A 23,521-nucleotide genomic window follows, 5' to 3' on the forward strand; every position below is an offset into this window, starting at 1 on the left:
TGATTATTTTGAAGTTTTTAATCCGCCGCCCATTTTATTAAAATCCCAAATTACAGAGAACATAAAATAGCGCATGATGGTGGTGTAGCTGCTTTGGGTAATGTTTCCGTTGTAGGCCGTTCTATCGAAACCAACATTCTGATTTAGAATATCATTAACCGTCATCATTAATTTAAGGTTGTCTGATTTGAAAAACTTTTTGGTTAATGATGCATTCCAGAGTAAACGAGAGAAGGTTTCGTTAAACGTTTGTGTTTTTCCCCTAAACTGGTACTGGGCATCAGTATTAATTTCGAACTTACCCGGCAGTTGAACATTTCCAGAAGCATATCCGGTCCAGCCCCAACCATCGCTGTTACCAAAATTACCTACACTTGCCCGTGAGATATTGTACGTTGGGCCAAAACGTGAATAGAAGCTGTATTTTTTCTCTACATATTTATTCAGGTTTATATCAAGCCCATAACTATAATTTTTGGTGTTATTGAGTGCTGTTGTAGCCACACCATTATTAACAGTAGTGATGTAATTATACGAAGAGTTACCATTGCCATTTAATCCAATACCAGCGTTCATATCGAGGCCATTTATTTTTCTACTCGTTTGCGCATAAACATAAAAATTGGATGACATTTTATCGTTGATATTTACAGCTCTATAACTGCTTCTACCCGTATTTGCATCTGTGGTTACATCGCTCACAATTGGATTTGTAGTAAATGAGTAAGATCCGTATAAGTAAACGTTTTGATTAGTAAGTACCTTATATGAATTATAGTTTGCATTGATATTACTTCTGAAAGATGGCCTTAAATCTGGATTACCCAACGAGATATTCAAGGGATCAGTATTTACACGAATAGGCTGAATCTGATCTAGAGAGGGTTGATTGGTATTACCATTGTAACTGATTCTGATCGATTTCTGTTGAGAGAACCTATACTGATACGAGGCTTGCGGCATGTAATTTACAAACTTTCGGTTGTAGGTCACATTGTTGTAAAGGTCGGTTTGCTTAAAATCTACACCACTAAACTTAGAGCCAAAGTTGATTACCGTTTTGCCTTTTTTGTAGTTGAAAATAGCACCTCCTTGATTGATAATTTGATCCAATTCATAATCGTTACTAAATTCAGTATCCAAAATATCGTAGTTACCACTGGCAGATTGGTTGAATGATTTACGATCTGATTTGCCATTCATTAAGCTCAAACCGTAATTTACAATAACCGTCATGGTTTTTGATAAAGGTTCGGTATAGGCCAAATTTGATTTGAAGGCACTATTAGTAATATCGTTAACTTTATATTGATTAATCAAGCTGTCTCTTCTCCCTGTAACTTCATAAAAACTGTTTTCTGAGTTTAAATAGCCATCGCTATTACTCTTGGTAATAGACTGGTTCAAGTTTAATGAAAGTGTACGTCCTTTTTTCTGAAACCGTTTAGTAAGCAAGCCATTGATGTTGAACATCTGCTCATCCACCTTATTCTTTAAGGTTCTTTTTGTGGTATTGAGTAGGTCATTATTTCCATCTCTACTCGAAGTATTGTAATCGTTAAACGTATTACTTTGTTTCAATGTGCCATCTACATTTACTTTTAATGTAAGTGTCGAATCGAGTTTTACTTCATAAGTTGCGTCCAGCTTCTGTCTGAACATATCATTATCTGTGTATTGATCAGAAACGTTGTTAATTACGCCAGAACTTAAGTTGTTTTGGCTGATGGTATTTCTATCGCCTTTAACTCTAATGGATCCGATTTTATAATTGGTATTTAGCGATTCTTTGTCTTTATTCCATTTGCTATCGAAATGTAAACCGCCGGTGCGGGCCACTGGAATTCCCTGGCCGTTATATTGTCCGTCGTAGCTGTCAAAATCATCCGAACCACCAGAACTGAAATACATTCCACCATCGTCTGTCATCGTCATTCCACTAGAACCACCATATTTATCCCGATCATCCCAACCTAAACCTACGGTTCCATTGTTCCCTAAAATGCCATAAGCAGAGAATTTTTTCTTGCCCCAAAACTTGTTGAACATGAACTGGCCATTATAAAAATCGTCGGTTCCGTATCCGCCCTGCACTTTCCCGAAATAGCCATTCTTTTTATCTTCTTTCAGTTTAACATTGAGGGTTTTGGTTTTTTCGCCATCATCAATTCCGGTAAAACTTGCCTGATCACTTGCTTTATCATACAATTGAACCGATTCTACCATGTCAGCACGAAGGTTTTTTGTCACTAATGTGGGGTCATCACCGAAGAACTCCTCACCGTCAACGAGTACCTTTTGAACGGTTTTACCTTGTGCGGTTATTTTTCCATCCTTATCTACCTGAATACCTGGAAACTGTTTAATCAGGTCTTCAACCTTCGAATTTGGTTCAATGTTAAAAGCTTTGGGATCAAACTCAGTGGTATCACCTTTAATTTTAATGGCATTCCTGTTTCCTTTGATAATTACATCAGCAAGAATTTTTGCCATTCCGGTTAAATTGATTTTTCCATAATCTTTAACCTGCGTAGTAGAATCGAGGGTAAAATGATCAACAAAATCGGCGTACTTTGGATAAGAAACCAGGAGAATAAATTTTCCGTTTTTAATTCCGTTGAGTTCGAATGATCCATTTTCAGCTGATCGGGTAAATTTTACAAGGGTAGAATCTTTTGAATTCAAAATGGCGATTGTTGAACCCGCTAGAAGCGTGGTAGATGCCGTGTCGATAGTTCTTCCTTTAATGGAATGTAAACCTTGTGCATTTGCGCTAAAATTAATGAGCACAAAGCCGCACAGCAAGAGGAGAAGGCGTTTCATAGATTTGATTAGTTTTTGTTTGCCGAATATAAAACTAATATTTTAGTTAAAATATATGCTTTAACCTTTTTTAACAATTATCTCGAAATCATTACATTACGGCTTGCTTTCCAGAAGCCAATCGTTTTGGGTACATCATCTCTATTGAAATATATAATGCAATTTTAGGAAGCGATTCTCAATTAAATTGGACGATTTTACTGCTCAGGAAGGTAATATCAAATCAGTACTAAACTTGGTTTTGCAAGCCATATCAGAAAAATTATGCTAAATGAGCCATATTATTTCTGAAAAGGAGCTGCTAGGTTTAATCTAGCAGCTTTAATTTGTCGTCATTGCGAGGTACGAAGCAATCCTAATGCATTTCGTCTGAGAACGCGTTGATAGGTGTAAGATTGCTTCACAACAACAAACCTCTTACTTACAAATCAAACTTTATCCCTTGCGCCAACGGCAACGTATTCGAATAATTAATGGTATTGGTTTGTCTTCTCATGTAAGCTCTCCATGCATCAGAACCACTTTCTCTGCCCCCACCAGTTTCCTTTTCACCACCGAATGCGCCACCAATTTCGGCTCCAGAAGTGCCAATATTCACATTTGCAATACCACAATCAGATCCTATAGCCGATAAGAATTGCTCCGCTTCCCGTAAATTCAAAGTCATGATTGCAGATGATAATCCCTGTGGAACGCCATTTTGCAAAGTAATAGCTTCTTCTAAAGTTTTGTATTTAATCAAATATAAAATTGGAGCAAAAGTTTCATGTTGCACAATTTTAAAATCATTTTGAACCTCGGCAATGCAAGGTTTCACGTAACATCCGCTACTGTAATGTTCGCCTGTTAAAACACCGCCTTCAACCACAAATTTTCCGCCTTCTGCCTTACATTTTTGGATGGAATCGAGGTAAGCCGCAACCGCATCTTTATCAATCAGCGGACCAACGTGGTTGTTTTGATCCAACGGATCGCCAATGCGCAGCTGATCGTATGCTTTCACTAGTTTTTCTTTAAAGGCATCATAAACACTTTCATGGATAATTAATCTTCTTGTTGATGTGCAACGCTGACCTGCGGTACCCACGGCTCCAAAAACCGCACCGATTAAGCTCATGTCTAAGTCGGCATGTTCGGAGATGATGATGGCATTGTTTCCACCCAGTTCCAATAAACTTTTACCTAAACGGGCTCCCACGGCTGCACCAACCTGTTTCCCCATTCGGGTAGATCCGGTTGCCGAAATTAATGGTACCCGACCATCGTGTGTCATGAGTTCTCCAACAGCTTTATCTCCAATAATTAAATTGCAAACACCCTCAGCAACATCATTCGCTTTAAAAACCTTTGCAATGATATGTTGACAGGCGATAGCCGTTAAAGGCGTTTTTTCTGATGGTTTCCAGATGCAAACATTCCCGCAAACCAATGCCAAAGCAGCATTCCATGCCCAAACCGCTACCGGGAAATTAAAAGCAGAAATAATTCCTACAATCCCTAGCGGATGCCATTGCTCGTACATTCGATGGCTTGGGCGCTCACTGTGCATGGTTAAGCCATAAAGCTGACGCGATAAGCCCACAGCAAAATCGCAGATATCAATCATTTCCTGTACTTCGCCAAACCCTTCCTGTAAACTTTTTCCCATTTCGTAAGAAACCAGGGAGCCCAACGCATCTTTATTTTCTCTCAATGCATCGCCAAACTGGCGAACAATTTCACCTCTTTTTGGAGCTGGAATAGTTTTCCAATCATTAAAAGCAATTTGAGCTTTTGCAATAATTGCCTCGTAATCTGTTGCGCTTGCAATTTTTGTTTCTGCAATAAGTTTACCATCAACCGGCGAGAAGCTTTCTAGTTTTTCAGCGTTCAATTCGCCTCCCCAATTGCTTCCGGTGCTGAAAGCAGCATTGCTTTCGGTAACACCCAGTTTGTTTAAAATGGATTGAATATCTGTATTCATATATCTAACGATTTACACAAAAAAACAAAAAATTAACATAAAGCAAGTTACATTTGGCTGTTTACTTTGTCATAATTCTTAATTCATCGCTTTAAACACAACTGACTTATTAAAATATAAAATATGAATAAAAAAATTTTCGTCTATAGCGCCATACTGGTTTCTATTTTGGCAGCAAACACGCTTTCAGCTCAAGAAAAAACTGTAAATCAATCGGCAAATTTATCTGTTTATCGCGTAACACCCATCAAAGTGAATGATCTGGTACATACCAAACTCGATGTATCTTTTGATTACGCAAAGCGATATCTGTACGGTAAAGAATGGATAACATTAAAGCCTCATTTCTATGCAACTGATTCATTAACCTTAGATGCTCAAGGGATGGATATCAAAACGGTTGCATTGGTAAGTGCGAAAGGAAATACCCCGCTAAAATATGTTTACGAAAACAATAAACTCTATATCACCTTAAACAAAAAATATACAAACGCAGAAAAATATACTGTTTACATCGCTTATACGGCAAAGCCGGATGAATTAAAAGTGCAAGGCAGCGCTGCGATAACTGATGCAAAAGGACTGTATTTTATCAATCCTGATGGTGCAGATAAAGCCAAACCTATCCAAATTTGGACGCAAGGTGAAACGGAATCTTCTTCAGCCTGGTTTCCAACAATTGATAAGCCAGATCAAAAAACCACTCAGGAAATTTCGATGACGGTTCAATCGAAATATACTACCTTATCCAATGGAAAATTGATCAGCCAGAAAGCCAATATCAATGGAACCAGAACAGATACCTGGAAAATGGATTTGCCACACTCACCTTACCTGTTTATGATGGCAGTGGGCGATTTTAAAATCACTAAAGATACTTACAAAGGCAAAGAAGTAAATTATTATCTAGAGCCCAAATATGCGCCATTTGCAAAGCAAATTTTCGGTAAAACGCCTACGATGATGAAATTCTATAGTGACATTTTAGGTGTAGATTATCCATGGAATAAATATGCCCAAGTGGTGGCCAGAGATTATGTATCGGGTGCTATGGAAAATACAACCGCTACTTTACATGGCGAACATATTCAAAAAACAGATCGCGAGTTGTTGGATGGAAACGAAGAAGGTACTATTGCTCACGAACTTTTTCACCAATGGTTTGGCGATTACGTGACGGCAGAATCGTGGTCTAATTTAACCATGAACGAATCTTTTGCCACCTTTGGCGAAATTATCTGGCATGGATATGATGAAGGAAAAGATGCGGAAGATAAATCGCGATACGAAAAATTGCAATCATACATCAGCTCTACAAAAAATGGTGAAAGCCCGATTTTAGCTCGTTTTTATTATAAAGACAAGGAAGATATGTTTGATAATATCAGCTATGCCAAAGGCTCTGTGATTTTATATGCGATGAAAAATCAAATGGGTGATGCGGCTTTTTATAAAGGCTTGAACAAATATTTAACCACAAATGCGTTCAAAAATGGCGAAACACATCAATTGCGCCTGGCCATGGAAGATATTACAGGGAAAGACTGGAGTCCATATTTTAACCAATGGTATTATGCCGGCGGCCACCCGATTTTAGCTGTCGATTTTGGATATGAAAACGGAAAAGCAACGATTAAAGTAAAGCAGACACAAGATGCTGCTGTGCAAACTTTTACTTTACCTGTGAGAGTAAATATTTATGCAGGAGGACAAAAAATTTCTAAAGAAATATTGATCAACAGCCGCGAACAAACTTTCTCTTTTGAGGTAAGCGCCAAGCCGGATTTAATTGATTTCGATGCCGATAAAATTGTAGTAGGGGAAATTAACGACAACAAAGTTGCCGAGAACTATTATTTCCAATATAAAAATGCACCAACTTATGCCAATAGGATTGAAGCTTTGCAGTTTATCATGCAGAGTAAAGCTAAAAGCGGACAGAAAATTTTGTTGGATGCTTTGAAAGATAAATCAGGAGATTTAAGGGCTTTGAGTATTGAAGGGCTGAACTTGGATGATGCAGAAGTTAAAGCTGCAGCATTACCTTTAGTACTGGAAATGGCAAAAAGTGATAAAAATACTGAAGCAAGAGCGGCGGCAATTAATAAGTTAGCAGAAACAGGCGATCAAACCTACAAAGCCTTATTGGTTGATGGTGTTAAAGACAGATCTTACCGCGTGATTGCAGCCTCGGTAGCGGGTTTAACTAAACTTGCGCCACAAGAAGGATTAACAGCACTTTCCTCTTTAGATCAAGATACGAAAGACCACATTGCATCATCAATAGCTTCTTTATACATCAGCGATCCAAAGGATGAGCATCAAGCATTTTATGATAATATTATGGAAACTGGCGATAAGAACAAGATTTTTGGAGTCATTGGTCAGTATTTTCAGTATTTGAGGGCGAATACCAATCCAGCGGTAACCGAAAAAGGGGTTAAAAGCATAAGCAACGCTATTGAGCGATTGAAGCTGCAAAATTATTTAAACAAACAACTTTCTGGCGCTTACGCGGCAACAGTACAAGGCAAATCGCAACAGGCCGCATCAGCTAGTGGCGAAGCTAAATCAAATTTAAATAAACAAGCCGAAATCTTTAAAAAAGCTGCGGCAGATTTAGGAAAGGAATAGCTTTAAACTGAAGCTCTGCAAAAATCTGCAGAGCTTCTTTTTTATGATCATGATTAGGAAATCACTCAGGTTTTGCAGGCATCTTTCCTCCTTGTATCAATCAGATAAACAATTTGCCAGCCTTTATCGCCTTTTACCAACTGAAACGAATTAACTCCGCAATGGCTAAGCTTTTCATCAACATAAAAACCATAATCGGTCCAAACAGAAGCCAGTGGTCCATCTATTAATATTTTGGTAAACACAATTCGCTCATCGAATTTTTCTTTGTGAGGGGAGCCAATAAATTTGATAAAGCCATCTAATTTCTCTGTGCGTACAGCAGTACTGCCGTTTTTATTCACAATGGTTTGCATAATACAATCTTTGGCAAAAGCCGATCTCGCCAGAGTGCTGTCACCAATTTTCATTCCGGTAAACAAATTATTTACAGTTTGCTTAATCTCATTCTCTTCGCTTTGAGCAAATACACTTGTGCCTATAAAACTCAATAAAACTGCTAAAAAGGCGTATCTTTTCATGACTTCTCAATTACGTTACTCCCATAAATTTATATTATTTTTGTGAAGGAAGGGAAAAGGAACCGCGATGTTGATGAAAGGAATTCATTATCCACACATCTTAATCACACTTAATAAGCTTTATTTTCAGCTATTTACGCTTGTTTTAACATTTGATGTTAATAATTATTTATTAAATCGATAATTAAAATCAGTAAAATTATAATGTGTTTTTCTGCGAATTGGCACGGTTCTTTAATAGTTATTAAATATGGAAGAAGAATTCTTTTTTGAATCCAACGAAGACGCACAACGCTCTGTAGAACGTTATGAAGAAATGCTCCGCAACCAGGATCAGTATTTCTTCGATGCCGGTGCTTTCGAATATATTGTAGATTTTTACATCGAAAAAAACGATCCGGTTAAGGCCTTGCAGGTAGTTGAGTTTGCAATTAGCCAACATCCTTATGCAACCGTTTTTTTGATTAAACAAGCACATTTATATATTTTAACCAATAATAATGAGCAGGCATTTATCTCTTTGCAGAAAGCCGAATTATTAGAACCATCAGAACCTGATATTTATTTGCTTCGTGGTAATATTTTTCAAAATACGGAGCGTTTTAGCGAGGCTTTGGAAAACTACGAAAAAGCATTACTCCTTGCTGAAAGTACAGACGAAATTCTGTTGCAAATTGCTTATGTACATCAGAGCATGGGCGATTATGAAAGTGCAATCACCTACATTAAGTTAAGCTTGGAGCAAAATATGGAAAACCAGGATGGCTTGTACGAGCTGGCTTTCTGTTATGATGTGCTTGATAAACAAGAAGAGAGCATTAAGTTTTATCAACAGTACATTGATACCGATCCTTACTCTTATGCCGCCTGGTATAATTTGGGTAACAGCTTTCATAAACTAAATCTTTTTGAAAAAGCAATTGATGCTTATGATTATGCGATCTTAATTAAAGAAGATTTTAGTTCGGCTTATTTTAACAAAGGAAACGCATTAGTGCAGTTGGATAAATACGATGAGGCTATTGAAGTGTACAAGCAAACCTTTGAGTATGAGCAACCCAATGCAGATACTTATTGTGCCATTGGAGAGTGCTATGAAAAGCTCGAGAAGATGGATGAGGCCCGTTCTTATTACAAAAAATCGGTAAAAATGGATCCGAAAATGGCTGATGCCTGGTTCGGAATCGGGGTTACTTTAAACCATGAAGAACGTTATTTTGAGTCGCTGCATTTTTATAAAAAAGCAATCGATTTGGAAGCTGAGAATGCTGATTTCTGGTTTGCAATGGCTGATGCCTATTACAAACTTGGGCAAATTGAGGAATCGATAGTAGCTTACGAAAAGGTATTAGAATATAATCCACTTGATATTGAGGCGTGGCTGGATTTTAGTACGGTGCTTTATGAGCAGGGAAAATTGCTTGAGGCATCGGAAACAATGGCCGAAGCAATAAAAAATAATCCCGAAGCTGCAGAATTGTATTACCGAATGGTGGCCTATCTTTTTGCCATGGGAAATTATGCTGATGCACTCGGTTATCTGGAAACTGCTTTAACAACCGATCCGGATAAGCATTATATTTTGTTTGAATATTTGCCACAGTTACAGGATAACAGTGCCATTATCAACGTGATAAACCGATATATCAGGTAACAGTCTTGTGAGAAAAATTTAACAAATAAATCTGAAAATTTTTTTCACTTTTGTACGCATATGAATTACCCATTATTAAACGTTCCTGAACGTCCATCTAAACCTCGCCAAAGCGGCTATACAATGGTTATGGATAAGGGATTAAGCCTTCGCCAGGTAGAAGATTTTATAGAAGTTGCCGGCGTTTATACAGACATTGTAAAATTAGGTTGGGCTACATCACACGTTACACCAAACCTTAAAGAGAAATTAGCTTTATATAAAAGTGCAGGCATTCCAACTTATTTTGGTGGAACGCTTTTCGAAGCCTTTATTATTCGTAATCAATTTGAAGATTATCAGCGCATTTTAGACCAATACGGAATGGAATATGCAGAGGTTTCTGATGGATCAATCGAAATTGAACATGATTTGAAGTGCGGGTACATCAGCGAATTGGCAAAACAGGTAACTGTAATTTCTGAAGTCGGAAGTAAAGATGCAGCAAAAATTTTCGCTCCATACAAATGGATTAAATTAATGCAGGCAGAAATTCAGGCGGGATCTTGGAAAGTAATTGCAGAGGCTCGCGAAGGTGGTAATGTTGGTATTTATCGCGGAAGTGGTGAAGTTAGGGAAGGTTTGGTCGATGAAATATTAACTCAAATTCCAGAAGAAACCATCATTTGGGAAGCACCACAAAAAGAACAGCAGGTTTGGTTTATCAAATTAATCGGAACAAACGTAAACTTGGGCAATATCGCTCCGGCAGAAGTTATTCCTTTGGAAACTATTCGTTTAGGCTTGCGTGGAGATACTTTTGATTACTTCCTTAACCAAACTAAATAAACTATAACGTTACTATAAATCAAGAAGCAATCTTATTGAACGATTAATAGATTGCTTTTTGATTCGCATAATGCATCATTGCTTATGAAAACCTACGGCTTAATTGGATTTCCATTATCCCATTCCTTTTCAAAAAAGTACTTTACCGAAAAGTTTGCCAATGAAAAAATTGCCAATCATCAGTACGAACTTTTTCCCATAGAGGATATAAAATCTTTAGCTGATCTGCTCTCTGAAAATCAGTCGCTTCGCGGATTAAACGTTACTATACCTCACAAAGTTAGTGTATTACCGTTTTTAAATGAGATTGAAGAGGCTGCAGAAAAAATAGGAGCCGTAAATTGTATCTGTATTAAAAGATTTGAAGGCGAAACCTATTTAAAGGGCTTCAACACAGATGCCTATGGTTTTCAGAAATCGCTAGAACCACTTTTAACCGACCATCATCGTAAAGCATTAATTTTTGGCGATGGTGGTGCCGCGAAGGCCGTTAAGTATGTTTTGGAGAAATTAGGTATTGAATACAAAGTAGTTGTTCGTAAAGCTGTTGAAAGCACAATTTTATATTCAGAAATTACGTCAGAGATTTTAAAGTCGCATAAATTGCTCATCAATACCACTCCCTTGGGCATGTCGCCAAATACAGATAGCTTTCCTGATATCGATTATACTCAACTTGGAGCTGATCATTTGGCTTATGATCTGGTTTATAATCCTTTAGAAACTGCGTTTTTGGCAAAAGCTGCGGCACAGGGCGCTCAAATAAAGAACGGACTGGAAATGCTTTACAAACAGGCAGAAAAAGCCTGGGCTATTTGGAATAAATAGTTTAACTTATCGCTGTTGTCAATTGCTTTTCTCTAGGGAAGCAAAATATTCCAGAATGTTATGAAATTCAAACCCTTAATATTTATTGCATTCATTGTAGCCTTGGCTTGTTTTGCTTGTCAAAACAATGATTATAGTCCGAAACCAAAGGGCTACTTCCGAATTGAATTTCAAAAGAAAGCCTACACAGAATTTAACAAGCCTGTTCCCTATCAATTTAAATATCCTGTCTACGCAAACTTGGAAAAGGATCAAAGTAGAGATGCTAGGGAGAATTGGTACAACTTACATTTTAAGCAATTTAACGGCTACCTGCACCTCACCTATTACGACATTTCGGGTAAAGGAGAATATGACCAGATGGTTGAAGATGCCAGGAAACTAGCTTTTAAACATACCATTAAAGCGAGCGCCATCGATCAGCGAATCATCAATTATCCAAAACAAAAGGTTTACGGTATTTATTATGCCATAGAAGGTAATACCGCTTCATCTGTTCAGTTTTTTTTAACTGATAGCGCTAAACATTATTTCAGAGGCGCTTTATATTTTAACGAGCGACCGCAATTTGATTCGATTGCACCGGTAGTTAAATTCATTAAGACGGATATCGACACCTTGATCTCTACGTTTAGATGGAAAAATTAAAATCATTCTTTAAAAAGGATTCCTATATATGATTACCGTAAAAACATTCACATTCAACGCTTACAGTGAAAACACCTATGTTCTTTATGATGAAACCAAAGAATGTGTGATCATCGATCCAGGCATGTACGAAGGTTATGAGCAGAATGAATTAACAGCTTTTATTAAGCAAGAAAATCTTAAACCAGTTTTGTTGTTAAATACACATTGCCATCTTGATCATGTATTCGGGAACAAGTTTGTATTTGACACCTATGGTTTAAAGCCAAAATTTCACAAAGGTGAACTGCAGGTGTTGGAAGCGGTGCCAAGTTATGCGCCATCTATGGGTTTTGGTAAATATGAAGTTTCGCCCTTACCAGATGAGTTTTTGCCTGAAACCGGCACAGTCGCTTTCGGAGATAGCACCTTAGCATTAATTTTTGCTCCAGGGCACTCGCCTGCACATTTATGTTTTTATAGCAAAGCTGATGCGGTTTTGATAGGTGGCGATGTATTATTTTATGGAAGCATAGGAAGAACAGATTTGCCCGGTGGAAATCATCAGCAACTAATTCAAAACATTTCATCAAAAATTTTCGTTTTACCCGATGAAACTAAGGTTTACCCAGGGCATGGTCCTGCCACAACTATTGGTTTCGAAAAACAACACAATCCTTTTTTTTAAAATGCAAAATAGATTTATAGTCTCCTTTACTCTCTAAGCCTTCAATCTTTTAATAACTATCTTTACCCGGTGAATACAGCGCTATATATTGCCAAACGTTACTTGTTTGCGAAAAAATCTACCAATGCCATTAACCTGATATCGGGCATATCAATGGTTGGTGTTATGGTGGGTAGCGCCGCTTTAATTATTATCCTTTCGGTTTTTAATGGTTTAGAAACGGTAGTGCTGGGTATGTTTGATACCATTACACCTCAAATAGCCATTACACCGGCCAAGGGAAAAACCTTCGATCCGAATACGACCTATTTTAATGCACTAAAGAAAAGCAAAGATGTTTATGCTTTCTCAGAGGTTTTGCAAGAGAAAGCGCTTTTAAAATATAATGATAAACAGGCTGTGGGCTTGGTTAAAGGTGTAAGTGCCGATTACTTGAAAAACACAAAATTAGATAGTACCATCAAAGAAGGTAGGTTTGTCCTACAAAATAAAAGTGGTTTTAATGGTGTGATGGGTTCTGCATTACAAAGTTATTTGGCAGTAAATACTTTGGATCCCTTTACGGAATTGGAAATTTATTCGCCCAAGAAAGATATTTCTGTAAACTCGTTAAATCCTACAGATGATTTTATTGCTAAAAGTATTCGCGTAAGTGGCGTATTTGAGGTACAGCAAGAGTTCGATAATGGCATTATCGTTCCCCTAGCTTTTGCTAGAGAACTACTGGATGAAAGTAAAAATGTTTCTGCCATCGAAATTGATTTCAATCCGGATGTTGATGTAGATAGTTATAAAGATCAGATCGCTGAGAAGCTTGGAACTGCTTTTGTGGTAAAAAATAGGGCAGAACAAAATAGCTCTCTGCATCATATTTTCAATTCAGAAAAAAGTATGGTATACATTATCTTAACATTTATTTTAATAATTGCTATATTTAATATTGTTGGCTCCCTAACCATGTTGGTTATAGATAAAGTAAAAGATATTGCTATTTTAAGTAGTTTAGGCGCAAGCAAAAAACTTATAAAACGGATCTTTTTACTGGAAGGAATGATGATCACCATGTCAGGCTGTGTATTTGGCCTTTTAATTGGTATCGGTTTTTATTATGTTCAACATACATTTGGTCTAATCAAAATGGGCGAAGGAACTTTGGTGAATTCCTATCCTATCGCACTGAAGTGGAAAGACTTTATTTTAGTATTTATCACAGTAGGCACTTTTTCATTTTTGGCATCTGCTTTGTCATCAAATCTTAGTGTTAAAAGGATAGATCAGATTAATCAAAATATTTAGGATGAGATTATTTAAACAAGCATTTGTATTTGTTGTGCTCCTTGGCGTGGCGGTTACCGCTTGTAATAGAACGGAAAAGGCTGAGGGAGGAAAAAGTAAATTGAAGATTGTTAAAGGGCTCTATAGTTTTGGGCCTGAAATGAAATCCTTTACCCTTTGTGAAGATGGGAGAGAATATTGGGTGACAGATAGTGTTAAAAATTTAGAGCTCTCTTACAGCAACTTAGGTTTCGAAAAACCTTACGAGCCGGTATATGTGGAGCTGGAGGGATATATTGCAAAATCTGATACTTCAACAGTTTCCGCAGATTTCGATTCTACTTTGGTAGTTACGAAGGTGATTAAAATTAGTAAGGAAATTCCTGATGGCCCTTGTGGACAATAATTTATCCTAATCAGGAACAGTAACCCACCATACATTTCCCCATTTATCTTCAAAGCCTGCACTTAAGCCATATTCTCTTCTGTCGGGTTCTTGTACTGATTTTGCTCCATAAGCGATCGCCTGCTCATAAAATGCAATTGCCCATGGAGAAAAAATAAACATGCCGGCAGGGAATGATGGATAATTTTCATTCGCATTTGCGAACATGATTGTTCCCTTATCTATTACTGCCTCAGCATGCATCACCGTTCCATCTTCTCTTGGTACAATCAACCTGATGTCTGCATCAAATACAACCTTCAAAAATTCAATAAATTTTTCTGCATCCTTTACCACAAGGTAAGGCATAATTGGCTGATAATAATCTGGTGCTTTCATGGTGTTAATTTTATTAGGGCGTTTTAACACGCTTTCCGCTATATCCCCGATGAAAAATCGGGGGATGCCGCTGCAATCGTTAACGCGAAACCCAAAGCGTTAATCGTTTACAAGCCAACATAAAGTTATCAATTTTCAATTAAACAAAAACGGCCTTCTGGTTTATCCAGAAGGCCGTTCTCAAATCAATACTTCACATCTACCAGAAGATAGAGTAAAGTGCTACTAATATTCCGCAAACCAGTAATGATCCAACCGCAAATCCTGGATCAACCTTAAACATGCTGCTATCTATCTCTAAACCATTTGATTTATCGCCTTTTTTGTTTTCAATCATACTGATGGTAAACATCACTACAATACAGATTACAAATACAAAGCCCATTCTATCTAAGAAAGGAATTTCGTAAACGCCTTCTGCATTTGCTACAGAGAAACCAAAGTCATGCAAGAACGATAAATCCATCATTCCTGGTAAGAATTTTAATAATACTGATAAACCGAAACCGCCAATAGTAGCGAACAATGCTGCATTCGAGGTCGTTTTTTTCCAGAAGAAACCAAGAATAAACATGGCGAAAATACCAGGACTTACAAATCCTGTATATTCCTGAATAAACTCAAATCCACCTTTTTTATCAATACCCAGGAAAGGAGATATAGCAACTGCAATAGCCATTGCAATAATTACAACCATTCTTCCTGTTCTTACCAAAGTCTTTTCAGAAGCTTCTTTTTGAATGTGTTTCTTGAAAATATCTAATGTATAAATGGTCGATATACTATTAATTTTACCAGCCAATGAAGCTACAATTGCTGCGGTTAAAGCCGCAAATGACAATCCTTTTAAGCCTGTAGGTAAAATGTTAAGCAGTGTTGGATAGGCTCTATCCGGGCGAAGTTCGCCACCAGGCATCATCGAATTTACATCGATACCTGTTTTTTCTTGATACAACATATACACCGCAATACCTGGTAAAACAACGATTAAAGGCATCAACAGCTTTAAAAATGCGGCAAATAATATACCAGCTCTGGCTGTTTTTAAATCGGCGCCTAAAGCACGTTGAGTAATGTACTGATTACAACCCCAATAGTTTAAGTTTACAATCCACATACCACCCAACAAAACGGTCATACCTGGTAAAGAAGCATAATTGGCACTATCCTTTTTGAAAATCATGTGGAAGTGATCTGGAGCTTTTTCTCTCAAAAATGCTAAACCATCTAACACACCATCGCCACCGAAGTGATCACTCACCAGGTTTAATGCTAAATAAGTTGTAGCTAAACCACCAAAAATCAAAAATGCCACCTGAATAACATCGGTATAACCGATTACCTTCATCCCACCTAAAGCGATAATAACAGCGAAGACAGCTAAACCTGTCATACAATACCAGAAACCTATTCCAGATATACTACTTACTGCCAATGCACCAAGATAGAGGATAGACGTTAAGTTTACTACCACATATAATAACAACCAAAACACCGCCATAATCATGGCAACGGTACCGTTGTATCGCTGACTTAAGAATTGCGGCATGGTGTAGATCTTGTTTTTAAGATATACCGGGATAAAAAATGTTGCTACAATAACCAGTGTTGCAGCAGCCATCCACTCGTAGGTAGAAATGGCCAATCCCATTTTAAATCCATCTCCACTCATGGCCACAAATTGCTCTGCACTAATGTTAGAGGCAATTAACGACGTTCCAATTGCCCACCACGTAAGCGATCCTTCCGCAAGGAAATAATCCTTACTGCTCATTTGAGCTTGCTTTTTACGGTGGTAAATCCAGAAACCATAAATTGCTACAAGCGCAAAATAGGCTAGAAAAATAATGTAATCTGTTACTTTCATTTAAGATAAGTTATTTGGTTTAGAAGGCTAAATGTAATAAAATCATAAATTAAATTTCAATTTATTTGATTTAAAAATGTTATTAAGACATTTATTATTTCTATTCGCAGGATTTTAGATATATCTGTTGATTAAATTTTCTAGATATTCTTGTTTACCACTGCGTACTTCAGGCTCTCCATTTTCGGCAGCGTAGTTTCTTAAATCTTCTAAACTTAACTTCCCTTGTTCAAATTCTGCACCTTTTCCACTATCGAATGAAGCATAACGATCTGCTCTTACCTTTTTGTAATCCGATTTTTGAAGAATGGCATCTGCCGTAATTAAGGCTCTGGCAAAAATATCCATTCCACCAACATGTGCATAAAACAAATCTTTTGCATCAGTAGAGTTACGACGGATTTTCGCATCGAAATTAACCCCGCCACCTTGTAAACCGCCACCTTCTAAAATAACCAGCATCGATTCAGTTAATTCATTAATGTCATTCGGGAATTGATCCGTATCCCATCCATTTTGGTAATCGCCTCGATTGGCATCAATAGAACCCAATAACCCATTATCTACTGCAACCTGTAACTCATGCTGGAAAGTATGTCCAGCCAAAGTAGCATGGTTTACCTCCAGGTTTAATTTAAAATCTTTTAACAAATCATATTCCTGCAAAAAGCCTTTAACGGTTGCAGCGTCATAATCATATTGGTGTTTAGATGGCTCACATGGCTTAGGCTCGATGAAGAAAGTTCCTTTAAAACCTTGTTTGCGGGCATAATCTTTTGCAGTGTGTAAAAACTTAGCCAAATGTTCCTGCTCGCGTTTCATGTTGGTGTTAAGCAAGCTCATGTAGCCTTCTCTTCCACCCCAGAAAACATAGTTTTCGCCGCCGAGTGCAATTGTAGCATCTAAAGCTGCTTTAACTTGTGCAGCGCCATGCGCCAAAACATGAAAATCTGGATTGGTTGAAGCGCCGTTCATGTAGCGTTTGTGGCTAAACAAATTTGCTGTTCCCCATAATAATTTTACGCCGCTATCTGCTTGCTTTTGTTTTGCATATTCAACTAAAGCTTGCAGTCTACGTTCATTTTCCGCAACGTTGTCACCATAATCAACCACATCCACATCGTGAAAACAATAGTAAGGCAATTGCATTTTAGTGATAAACTCGAACGCTGCATCCATTTTGTCTTTAGCCCTTTCTACAGCGTCACTTTTTTCATCCCAAGGGAAAACATGTGTTGCACCACCGAATGGGTCAGCTCCATTTCCGTTGAACGAATGCCAGTAGGCACAGGCAAATTTGAAGTGCTCGTTCATGGTTTTGCCAGCCACAATTTTATTTGCGTCATACCATCTAAAGGCTAATGGATTATCGCTTTCTAATCCTTCGAACTGAATTTGATCGATGCCTTTGAAAAATTCTTTTGATCCTGTTACTACTTTTGTCATTGTGATCTTTTTATGTGATTCTACTTTAATGCTTTAATTAATATTTCTTTCCACTCCTGATAAATGGGTTCATATTTTTCCGAATTTTTTGGAGTTAAGGTTTTAATCACTTCATGTTGGGTGAAGGCTTCTTCTGCAGTTTTGAAAATCCCCGCACCAATGCCGGCTCCCAATGCCGCCCCAACACTACCGTCGTTTTCATAAAGTTCTACGGCTACTCCGGTAACATCAACAAAGGTTTGTGCAAAAACATCGCTTAAAAAAAGGTTTGCCCGCCCTGCTCTAATTACTTTTGGAGTCATGCCGTTCTCTCGCATGATATCCAGACCATACCTGAAAGAAAAAGCGATACCTTCTTGAACTGCCCGAAAAATATCTGATAGATTGTGAGTATTCAAATCGATACCTAAGAGTTGGGCGCCAGTATATTTGTTGTTTAACATACGTTCAGCCCCGTTTCCGAAGGGTAAAACTTTCAAACCCTTACTCCCGATTGGTGCCTGACTGGCCAGATTGTTTAATTCCTGATAAGTTGATTTTGGCGCAAAAGTGTGTTTCGCCCAGCGGTACATGCTTCCTGTTCCATTAATACAAAGCAAAACACCTGTATTTTTTTCCGATAAAGAATAAGTTACATGGGCGAACGTATTTACACGGGATTGTTTATCATAGGTTAAGCTCTCGCTCACACCATAAATTACGCCTGATGTTCCGGCTGTTGCTGCTACTTCTCCAGGTTTTAGCACATTTAGCGAAAGCGCATTGTTTGGCTGATCTCCAGCTTTATAAGCTACAGGAATTCCGGGTGTTAGTCCTAGTAACCTTGCAATGCCTTCCTTTAAAAGGCCGTGAGAAGAAAAAAGTTGATTTACTTCTGGAATAATGCTGTCATCTAATCCATAACAATCGATCACATCTTTGGAAATTTCGTGTTTCTGAAAATCCCAAAAAATCCCCTCTGATAAAGCTGATATGCTAGTGGTTATATCTCCAGTTAATTTCATCGCAATGAAATCTCCTGGCAACATTATTTTATCAATTTTTTGATAAATATCAGGTTCGTTTTCTTTTACCCAGGCAAGTTTTGATGCGGTAAAATTTCCGGGCGAATTTAGCAAACTACTCAAAGCCTTTTCATGTCCGATTTTGTCAAAAGCTTTTTCGCCAATTTCAACTGCCCTGCTATCACACCAGATAATACTATCACGCAAAACATTTTGATCCCGGTCTACCACCACTAAACCATGCATTTGATAGGCAATGCCAATGGCTGCAATATTTTTAGGATCGAATAACTTGGTCGCATTTAGTTTTAAAATCGCTTGCTGCGTATTGTGCCACCAATCTAATGGAGATTGTTCAGCCCACCCGGGTTTAACCGATTTTATCTCTGTTTCTTGTTCAGGATATTGTGCTGTTGCCACACATTTTTGACTAGCCACTTCTACAACTGCAACTTTTATAGACGAAGTGCCAAGATCAATACCTAATAAATACATTTGTTTTGATTAAATTAATATCTGGTTATGCAAACGGTTGCATAAAGATAGTTGTTAAATTATAATTCGCAAATTATTTCCAAAAATCTACCCAAAACAACTCTAAAGTTCCGTGAAAAGGTTATCCACGGTCGATGCAACCGTTTGAATCTTGCTGTATTTTTTAACCGAAACTACATTATACAGTATTTATTAACTTAGCAGACTAAAGCAAAAAAACCAAACTTATGCAACAAATTACTTGGGATGATTTTGAAAAGGTCGATTTGAGAGTTGGAACGGTACTGGAAGCCCTTGAGTTTCCAGAAGCACGCAGGCCAGCCTATAAATTGAGAGTAGATTTTGGAGAACTCGGTATAAAAACCAGTAGTGCACAGATTACTAAACATTATACCTTAGATGAATTACCGGGAAGGCAAATTGTAGGAGTCATAAATTTTCCAAAGAAACAGATTGGCAAGTTTATGTCTGAATTTTTAGTAACGGGTTTCGCTGATGAAAATGGGGATATTGTTTTAACAGCTGTTGATAAAAAGGTTCCGAATGGTAGTAAACTGATTTAATGCTGCAATTATTTGCCCGCAGATTTAAGATGATAAACAACGCTGATTTTCGCAGATAGTTAATGCATATTGAGGTTTAACCAGATCTGCGATTCTTTTCTGTGAAATCTGCTGGGGAGTTGGCCTTAGATCAGCTAAACATTAAACTATATTTGCCGTATGAGTTTTTATAATTTCGAAGAAACCAACCCAGAAGCAGAAGATATTCACTACATGAAACTGGCTTTGGAGGAAGCTAAAAAGGCGTTGGCCGAAGATGAAATCCCTATTGGTGCGATTGTGGTGAGCAAGAACCGAATCGTTGGGCGAGGTTATAATTTAACCGAAAAGTTTAACGATGTAACTGCGCATGCGGAAATGCAAGCTTTTACTTCGGCGGCTCAAACCCTGGGTGGCAAATACCTTCGAGATTGTACTTTATACGTTACCATCGAGCCTTGTGTAATGTGCGCTGGCGCAAGTTATTGGACCCAAATCAGCAGAATTGTATACGGAGCCCGGGAAGAAAAGCGTGGTTTCATTTCAAAGAATGCAAATTTACTGCATCCTAAAACTGAACTTAAAGGTGGCGTTTTGGCAGATGAAGCCGCAAATCTAATGAAGGATTTCTTTGTTAAAAAGCGATAGTTAAAATTTAGAGTTTAGTAAATTTGATAATCAGATAACTTTTGCAAAGCTTAAATCCTTCCAATTTCTTTGATCACGAATCGAAAGGAAACGATTTGATGATATTTACATGAACAAATCTTAACCTACTAATGTTATATTTGCTACAGAAACATTTTAAAATCTAAAAACATAATACTATGGCTTTTGAATTACCTGCGTTACCGTACGCAACCGACGCATTAGAACCGCATATTGATAAAACTACCATGGAAATTCACCATGATAAACATCATCAAGCTTATGTTACCAACTTAAATAAAGCTGTTGAAGGTAAACCTGAGGCAAGTTTAAGTATTGATGAAATTGTTAAAAACATTTCAAAATATCCTGCAGCAGTAAGAAACAATGGCGGTGGTCATTATAATCACTCATTGTTTTGGAAAGTTTTAGGTCCGAATAAAGGTGGGGAGCCAACTGGCGATTTAGCTAAAGCAATCAATGATACATTTGGTTCATTTGCTGAACTAAAAACTAAATTGCAAGATGCTGGTGCAACTCGTTTCGGTTCTGGTTGGGCTTGGTTATCAGTTGGTGCTGATAAAAAACTTCAAGTTTCTTCTACTCCAAATCAAGATAACCCTTTAATGGATGTTGCTGAAGTGAAAGGTACGCCAATTTTCGGCATCGATGTTTGGGAGCATGCTTATTATTTAAAATATCAAAACAAACGTCCTGATTATTTAGCGGCTATTTGGAATGCTGTTAACTGGGATGCTGTTGCTGAACTTTATAAAAAAGCTTTATAGGTTTTCACTTATGATAAATTTTGAAAGTCTCGATGGAAATCGAGACTTTCTTGTTTTAAGATAAATAAGTAACTTCGCCACTGTAAAATATTCAAAATGAAGAAGATTATATTTTTATTTTTTTTAGTGATTGGGGTGGTAGTTTTGGCAAATGCACAGCAGAATAAGATGCCAACACCAGATGAAATTGCGAAGAAAAATGTGGAGGATTTGGATAAAAGATTGAAGCTGAATGATACTCAAAAGAGTGTAATTTATCGCTTTACCTATAATCAGGCTAAGGAACAAGCCGATTTAATTAAAAGACAACAAGCGGGCAACTCCAGAGATGAGGATGTAGATAAATTTTATAAACTACAGAACGAAACTTCGAAAAATATCCGAAACGTGTTAAAAGGCGAACAGCAAACTGAATACGATAAAGTTATCGAAGAGCGCTTGAGCGGTAAAGCGAATAAAGATAAAAAGAAGAAAAAGAAAAAAGGCGAAGAAGAAGAGGTTGAAAGCGATATCAAAGGATTACTTTCTGCACCCCCGCTTGATCCACAAAAGCAATAAACAAAACCATGCCTGAAATTATAGTAGGCACAATTGTACTTGGGTTATTGTTGTCGCCACAATTGCTAGCCGGTTTTTTAGCCAAACGAACTGGCAGGAATTTCTGGTTTTGGTTTTCGATATCATTTTTAATCCCGATTATTTCATTGATTATCCTGATTTGTTTAGAGGATAAGAATCCGAATAGCGCTGGCTATAAATTAGCCGATCATGTGCGGAAGGATTAAAAAGAGTTCAAGGTTTTAGTGTTTATCGAATTGATACTCACCTTCATTCGGTAATATTAAATTAAGCTGCACTAAGTTTCCTTCTACAAAATATTTCACAATTTGCGGTAGATCCTTCACAAGCACGACATCTGCATGTCTAGCTTCCCAAACTTTCTTCTCTGTTTTGCCGGTAATTAATTTAGTAAACCAACCGTTTTTCTCAAGATGATACCAAGAAAAGGTTACGAGCAGGTTTAAATTTTCCTCATGCAGTTTCCTTTCGTCTATATAATTGGAAGAAACATTAAGGTTTCGCATATTAACCTCATCGGATATATCCAAATACCAATAATCTTCATAATTGATATGCTCATCGCTGCGGTAGGCGTGATAATAACTCTTCCATTCTTGTAGCCAATCAATGTTTTTGCAAAAATTTTGTACATCAAAACTACTACGGTTTAGCAGTTCAGTTTTCTTGCTTAATGAAGATAGAAATTCGATGTTGAACATAAGTTATAGTGTAAGATGTTTTTTAGATGCACCAATGTAAAGAAGAATTTCTAATTTTTTGTTTTCCATTAGGATTTTCAAGCAAAGTAAGAGCATAGATAATTTTAGTTTTTTTACGGCTGCACATTGCTCTCTTAAAACCAAATCGATTTGTATATTCAATTTAATTCCAATATTGATATGACAGTTAAACAAATGCTTTCTATCATCCCTGAAGATATTTTACTAAACAAAATTTATGAAATACGTAGGCATAAATTGATGCTCGATAGTGATTTGGCAGAACTCTATGGAGTTGAAACGAAAGTCTTAAATCAAAGTATTCGTAGAAATATAGAACGATTTCCTGAAAATTTTATGTTTCAACTTACCGAAAGCGAATGGCAATCTTTGAGGTCACAATTTGTGACCTCAAAGATTGGAAGAGGGGGAAGAACCTATTTGCCAAATGTTTTTACTTGAACTAATCAAAAAGAAAGAACAGCTTATAAAATAAACTGGTGATAAGCCTGATGATTTTGTAGATATTGGCAAGTTCACATTAATAGGATTGCAAGCCAAAGTTCTACAAACCCGATTGCAGTGTAAATCCTTTTTTGTTGAACTGAACAAATGAGATTGCTTCATCGTTCCTCCTCGCAATGACGGAAATTTGAAAGGCTATCGAATTAACAAAAAAGATTGCAACAAAAGGCGGGACGAAGCGAACAAAAGAGCTACTGTTATTGCTTTCCAAATCACTAAAAAACACCCCGCCTTTCAGGTACCCCTCTAAAATAGGGGAATTATCCCTTGTGGCGTTTAGACTTTCAACCTTTAACTTATA

The 23,521-nt window shown here is 37.3% G+C and carries 22 protein-coding genes; 14 read left to right on the top strand and 8 right to left on the bottom strand.

The features are described from left to right. Positions 1–3: 3 nt before the first annotated feature. Both ACZZZK_RS14585 and amaB read right to left on the bottom strand, forming a co-directional pair. The gene (locus ACZZZK_RS14585) at positions 4–2,823 is read right to left on the bottom strand and encodes an outer membrane beta-barrel family protein (protein ID WP_463484776.1); all 2,820 of its coding nucleotides are present in this window, start codon (positions 2,821–2,823) and stop codon (positions 4–6) included. A 421-nt stretch (positions 2,824–3,244) separates the two neighbouring features. Continuing rightward, a complete protein-coding gene (gene amaB / locus ACZZZK_RS14590) occupies positions 3,245–4,786 on the bottom strand; it encodes an L-piperidine-6-carboxylate dehydrogenase (protein WP_463484777.1) in 1,542 nt (513 codons plus the stop codon). A gap of 123 nt (positions 4,787–4,909) precedes the next feature. On the opposite strand from amaB, the gene ACZZZK_RS14595 reads away from it, so the two are divergent. After that, the gene (locus tag ACZZZK_RS14595) at positions 4,910–7,420 is read left to right on the top strand and encodes a M1 family aminopeptidase (RefSeq protein WP_463484778.1); all 2,511 of its coding nucleotides are present in this window, start codon (positions 4,910–4,912) and stop codon (positions 7,418–7,420) included. A gap of 65 nt (positions 7,421–7,485) precedes the next feature. Here ACZZZK_RS14595 and ACZZZK_RS14600 read toward each other — a convergent pair whose 3' ends face one another. Further along, positions 7,486–7,941 carry a nuclear transport factor 2 family protein gene (locus ACZZZK_RS14600; protein ID WP_463484779.1) on the bottom strand — a complete coding sequence of 152 codons (456 nt, stop codon included), beginning with the start codon at positions 7,939–7,941 and terminating at the stop codon, positions 7,486–7,488. Positions 7,942–8,191: 250 nt separating this feature from the next. Here ACZZZK_RS14600 and ACZZZK_RS14605 point away from each other — a divergent pair, with 250 nt between their 5' ends. The 7 genes from ACZZZK_RS14605 (at position 8,192) to ACZZZK_RS14635 (ending at position 14,247) form a co-directional block, all read left to right on the top strand. Next, on the top strand, positions 8,192–9,595 hold the full coding sequence (locus tag ACZZZK_RS14605) for a tetratricopeptide repeat protein (RefSeq protein ID WP_463484780.1): 1,404 nt from the start codon (positions 8,192–8,194) through the stop codon (positions 9,593–9,595). Positions 9,596–9,655: 60 nt separating this feature from the next. Then, a complete protein-coding gene (locus ACZZZK_RS14610; RefSeq protein ID WP_463484781.1) occupies positions 9,656–10,423 on the top strand; it encodes a phosphosulfolactate synthase in 768 nt (255 codons plus the stop codon). Positions 10,424–10,507: 84 nt separating this feature from the next. Further along, entirely contained in the window at positions 10,508–11,251 is a 744-nt protein-coding gene (locus tag ACZZZK_RS14615) for a shikimate dehydrogenase family protein (RefSeq protein ID WP_463484782.1), read from the top strand. 60 nt (positions 11,252–11,311) lie between these two features. Beyond that, on the top strand, positions 11,312–11,899 hold the full coding sequence (gldD, locus tag ACZZZK_RS14620; RefSeq protein ID WP_463484783.1) for a gliding motility lipoprotein GldD: 588 nt from the start codon (positions 11,312–11,314) through the stop codon (positions 11,897–11,899). Between the two features lie 28 nt (positions 11,900–11,927). Next, the gene (locus ACZZZK_RS14625; RefSeq protein ID WP_463484784.1) at positions 11,928–12,566 is read left to right on the top strand and encodes an MBL fold metallo-hydrolase; all 639 of its coding nucleotides are present in this window, start codon (positions 11,928–11,930) and stop codon (positions 12,564–12,566) included. Between the two features lie 69 nt (positions 12,567–12,635). Continuing rightward, positions 12,636–13,862, top strand: coding sequence for an ABC transporter permease (locus tag ACZZZK_RS14630; protein ID WP_463484785.1), 1,227 nt, complete (start codon positions 12,636–12,638; stop codon positions 13,860–13,862). Position 13,863: 1 nt separating this feature from the next. Further along, entirely contained in the window at positions 13,864–14,247 is a 384-nt protein-coding gene (locus ACZZZK_RS14635; protein WP_463484786.1) for a hypothetical protein, read from the top strand. 6 nt (positions 14,248–14,253) lie between these two features. On the opposite strand, the gene ACZZZK_RS14640 is transcribed toward ACZZZK_RS14635, so the two are convergent. The 4 genes from ACZZZK_RS14640 to ACZZZK_RS14655 form a co-directional block, all read right to left on the bottom strand. Next, positions 14,254–14,625, bottom strand: a complete 372-nt coding sequence (locus ACZZZK_RS14640; protein ID WP_463484787.1) for a VOC family protein — start codon at positions 14,623–14,625, stop codon at positions 14,254–14,256. 199 nt (positions 14,626–14,824) lie between these two features. After that, on the bottom strand, positions 14,825–16,492 hold the full coding sequence (locus ACZZZK_RS14645) for a sodium/sugar symporter (RefSeq protein WP_463484788.1): 1,668 nt from the start codon (positions 16,490–16,492) through the stop codon (positions 14,825–14,827). A gap of 114 nt (positions 16,493–16,606) precedes the next feature. Further along, entirely contained in the window at positions 16,607–17,938 is a 1,332-nt protein-coding gene (xylA, locus tag ACZZZK_RS14650; protein WP_463484789.1) for a xylose isomerase, read from the bottom strand. A 20-nt stretch (positions 17,939–17,958) separates the two neighbouring features. Continuing rightward, positions 17,959–19,437, bottom strand: a complete 1,479-nt coding sequence (locus ACZZZK_RS14655) for a xylulokinase (protein WP_463484790.1) — start codon at positions 19,435–19,437, stop codon at positions 17,959–17,961. Between the two features lie 227 nt (positions 19,438–19,664). On the opposite strand from ACZZZK_RS14655, the gene ACZZZK_RS14660 reads away from it, so the two are divergent. The 5 genes from ACZZZK_RS14660 to ACZZZK_RS14680 all read left to right on the top strand — a co-directional run bounded on the left by ACZZZK_RS14660 (position 19,665) and on the right by ACZZZK_RS14680 (position 22,200). Then, complete coding sequence (locus ACZZZK_RS14660) at positions 19,665–20,000, top strand: tRNA-binding protein (protein ID WP_463484791.1); 336 nt, start codon at positions 19,665–19,667, stop codon at positions 19,998–20,000. Between the two features lie 159 nt (positions 20,001–20,159). Continuing rightward, positions 20,160–20,627: a nucleoside deaminase gene (locus ACZZZK_RS14665; RefSeq protein WP_463484792.1), complete on the top strand. Its 468-nt coding sequence runs from the start codon at positions 20,160–20,162 to the stop codon at positions 20,625–20,627. A gap of 179 nt (positions 20,628–20,806) precedes the next feature. Beyond that, positions 20,807–21,415, top strand: coding sequence for a superoxide dismutase (locus ACZZZK_RS14670; RefSeq protein ID WP_463484793.1), 609 nt, complete (start codon positions 20,807–20,809; stop codon positions 21,413–21,415). Positions 21,416–21,511: 96 nt separating this feature from the next. Then, positions 21,512–21,973 (top strand): hypothetical protein, encoded by a 462-nt coding sequence (locus ACZZZK_RS14675; RefSeq protein ID WP_463484794.1) that lies wholly within the window; start codon positions 21,512–21,514, stop codon positions 21,971–21,973. An 8-nt stretch (positions 21,974–21,981) separates the two neighbouring features. Beyond that, complete coding sequence (locus tag ACZZZK_RS14680) at positions 21,982–22,200, top strand: hypothetical protein (protein WP_463484795.1); 219 nt, start codon at positions 21,982–21,984, stop codon at positions 22,198–22,200. A gap of 15 nt (positions 22,201–22,215) precedes the next feature. Here ACZZZK_RS14680 and ACZZZK_RS14685 read toward each other — a convergent pair whose 3' ends face one another. Then, the gene (locus tag ACZZZK_RS14685; protein WP_463484796.1) at positions 22,216–22,695 is read right to left on the bottom strand and encodes a hypothetical protein; all 480 of its coding nucleotides are present in this window, start codon (positions 22,693–22,695) and stop codon (positions 22,216–22,218) included. A gap of 180 nt (positions 22,696–22,875) precedes the next feature. On the opposite strand from ACZZZK_RS14685, the gene ACZZZK_RS14690 reads away from it, so the two are divergent. Beyond that, positions 22,876–23,157, top strand: coding sequence for an ORF6N domain-containing protein (locus tag ACZZZK_RS14690; RefSeq protein ID WP_463484797.1), 282 nt, complete (start codon positions 22,876–22,878; stop codon positions 23,155–23,157). The last annotated feature ends 364 nt before the right edge of the window (positions 23,158–23,521 follow it).

The organism is Pedobacter sp. AC163 (genome assembly GCF_979258665.1).

What these genes read in the sequence shown, in the direction of transcription:
- ACZZZK_RS14585 (WP_463484776.1), bottom strand. Translation starts at nt 2,823, where the DNA reads ATGAAACGCCTTCTCCTCTTGCTGTGCGGCTTTGTGCTCATTAATTTT.
- amaB (WP_463484777.1), bottom strand. Translation starts at nt 4,786, where the DNA reads ATGAATACAGATATTCAATCCATTTTAAACAAACTGGGTGTTACCGAA.
- ACZZZK_RS14595 (WP_463484778.1), top strand. Translation starts at nt 4,910, where the DNA reads ATGAATAAAAAAATTTTCGTCTATAGCGCCATACTGGTTTCTATTTTG.
- ACZZZK_RS14600 (WP_463484779.1), bottom strand. Translation starts at nt 7,941, where the DNA reads ATGAAAAGATACGCCTTTTTAGCAGTTTTATTGAGTTTTATAGGCACA.
- ACZZZK_RS14605 (WP_463484780.1), top strand. Translation starts at nt 8,192, where the DNA reads ATGGAAGAAGAATTCTTTTTTGAATCCAACGAAGACGCACAACGCTCT.
- ACZZZK_RS14610 (WP_463484781.1), top strand. Translation starts at nt 9,656, where the DNA reads ATGAATTACCCATTATTAAACGTTCCTGAACGTCCATCTAAACCTCGC.
- ACZZZK_RS14615 (WP_463484782.1), top strand. Translation starts at nt 10,508, where the DNA reads ATGAAAACCTACGGCTTAATTGGATTTCCATTATCCCATTCCTTTTCA.
- gldD (WP_463484783.1), top strand. Translation starts at nt 11,312, where the DNA reads ATGAAATTCAAACCCTTAATATTTATTGCATTCATTGTAGCCTTGGCT.
- ACZZZK_RS14625 (WP_463484784.1), top strand. Translation starts at nt 11,928, where the DNA reads ATGATTACCGTAAAAACATTCACATTCAACGCTTACAGTGAAAACACC.
- ACZZZK_RS14635 (WP_463484786.1), top strand. Translation starts at nt 13,864, where the DNA reads ATGAGATTATTTAAACAAGCATTTGTATTTGTTGTGCTCCTTGGCGTG.
- ACZZZK_RS14640 (WP_463484787.1), bottom strand. Translation starts at nt 14,625, where the DNA reads ATGAAAGCACCAGATTATTATCAGCCAATTATGCCTTACCTTGTGGTA.
- ACZZZK_RS14645 (WP_463484788.1), bottom strand. Translation starts at nt 16,492, where the DNA reads ATGAAAGTAACAGATTACATTATTTTTCTAGCCTATTTTGCGCTTGTA.
- xylA (WP_463484789.1), bottom strand. Translation starts at nt 17,938, where the DNA reads ATGACAAAAGTAGTAACAGGATCAAAAGAATTTTTCAAAGGCATCGAT.
- ACZZZK_RS14655 (WP_463484790.1), bottom strand. Translation starts at nt 19,437, where the DNA reads ATGTATTTATTAGGTATTGATCTTGGCACTTCGTCTATAAAAGTTGCA.
- ACZZZK_RS14660 (WP_463484791.1), top strand. Translation starts at nt 19,665, where the DNA reads ATGCAACAAATTACTTGGGATGATTTTGAAAAGGTCGATTTGAGAGTT.
- ACZZZK_RS14665 (WP_463484792.1), top strand. Translation starts at nt 20,160, where the DNA reads ATGAGTTTTTATAATTTCGAAGAAACCAACCCAGAAGCAGAAGATATT.
- ACZZZK_RS14670 (WP_463484793.1), top strand. Translation starts at nt 20,807, where the DNA reads ATGGCTTTTGAATTACCTGCGTTACCGTACGCAACCGACGCATTAGAA.
- ACZZZK_RS14675 (WP_463484794.1), top strand. Translation starts at nt 21,512, where the DNA reads ATGAAGAAGATTATATTTTTATTTTTTTTAGTGATTGGGGTGGTAGTT.
- ACZZZK_RS14680 (WP_463484795.1), top strand. Translation starts at nt 21,982, where the DNA reads ATGCCTGAAATTATAGTAGGCACAATTGTACTTGGGTTATTGTTGTCG.
- ACZZZK_RS14685 (WP_463484796.1), bottom strand. Translation starts at nt 22,695, where the DNA reads ATGTTCAACATCGAATTTCTATCTTCATTAAGCAAGAAAACTGAACTG.
- ACZZZK_RS14690 (WP_463484797.1), top strand. Translation starts at nt 22,876, where the DNA reads ATGACAGTTAAACAAATGCTTTCTATCATCCCTGAAGATATTTTACTA.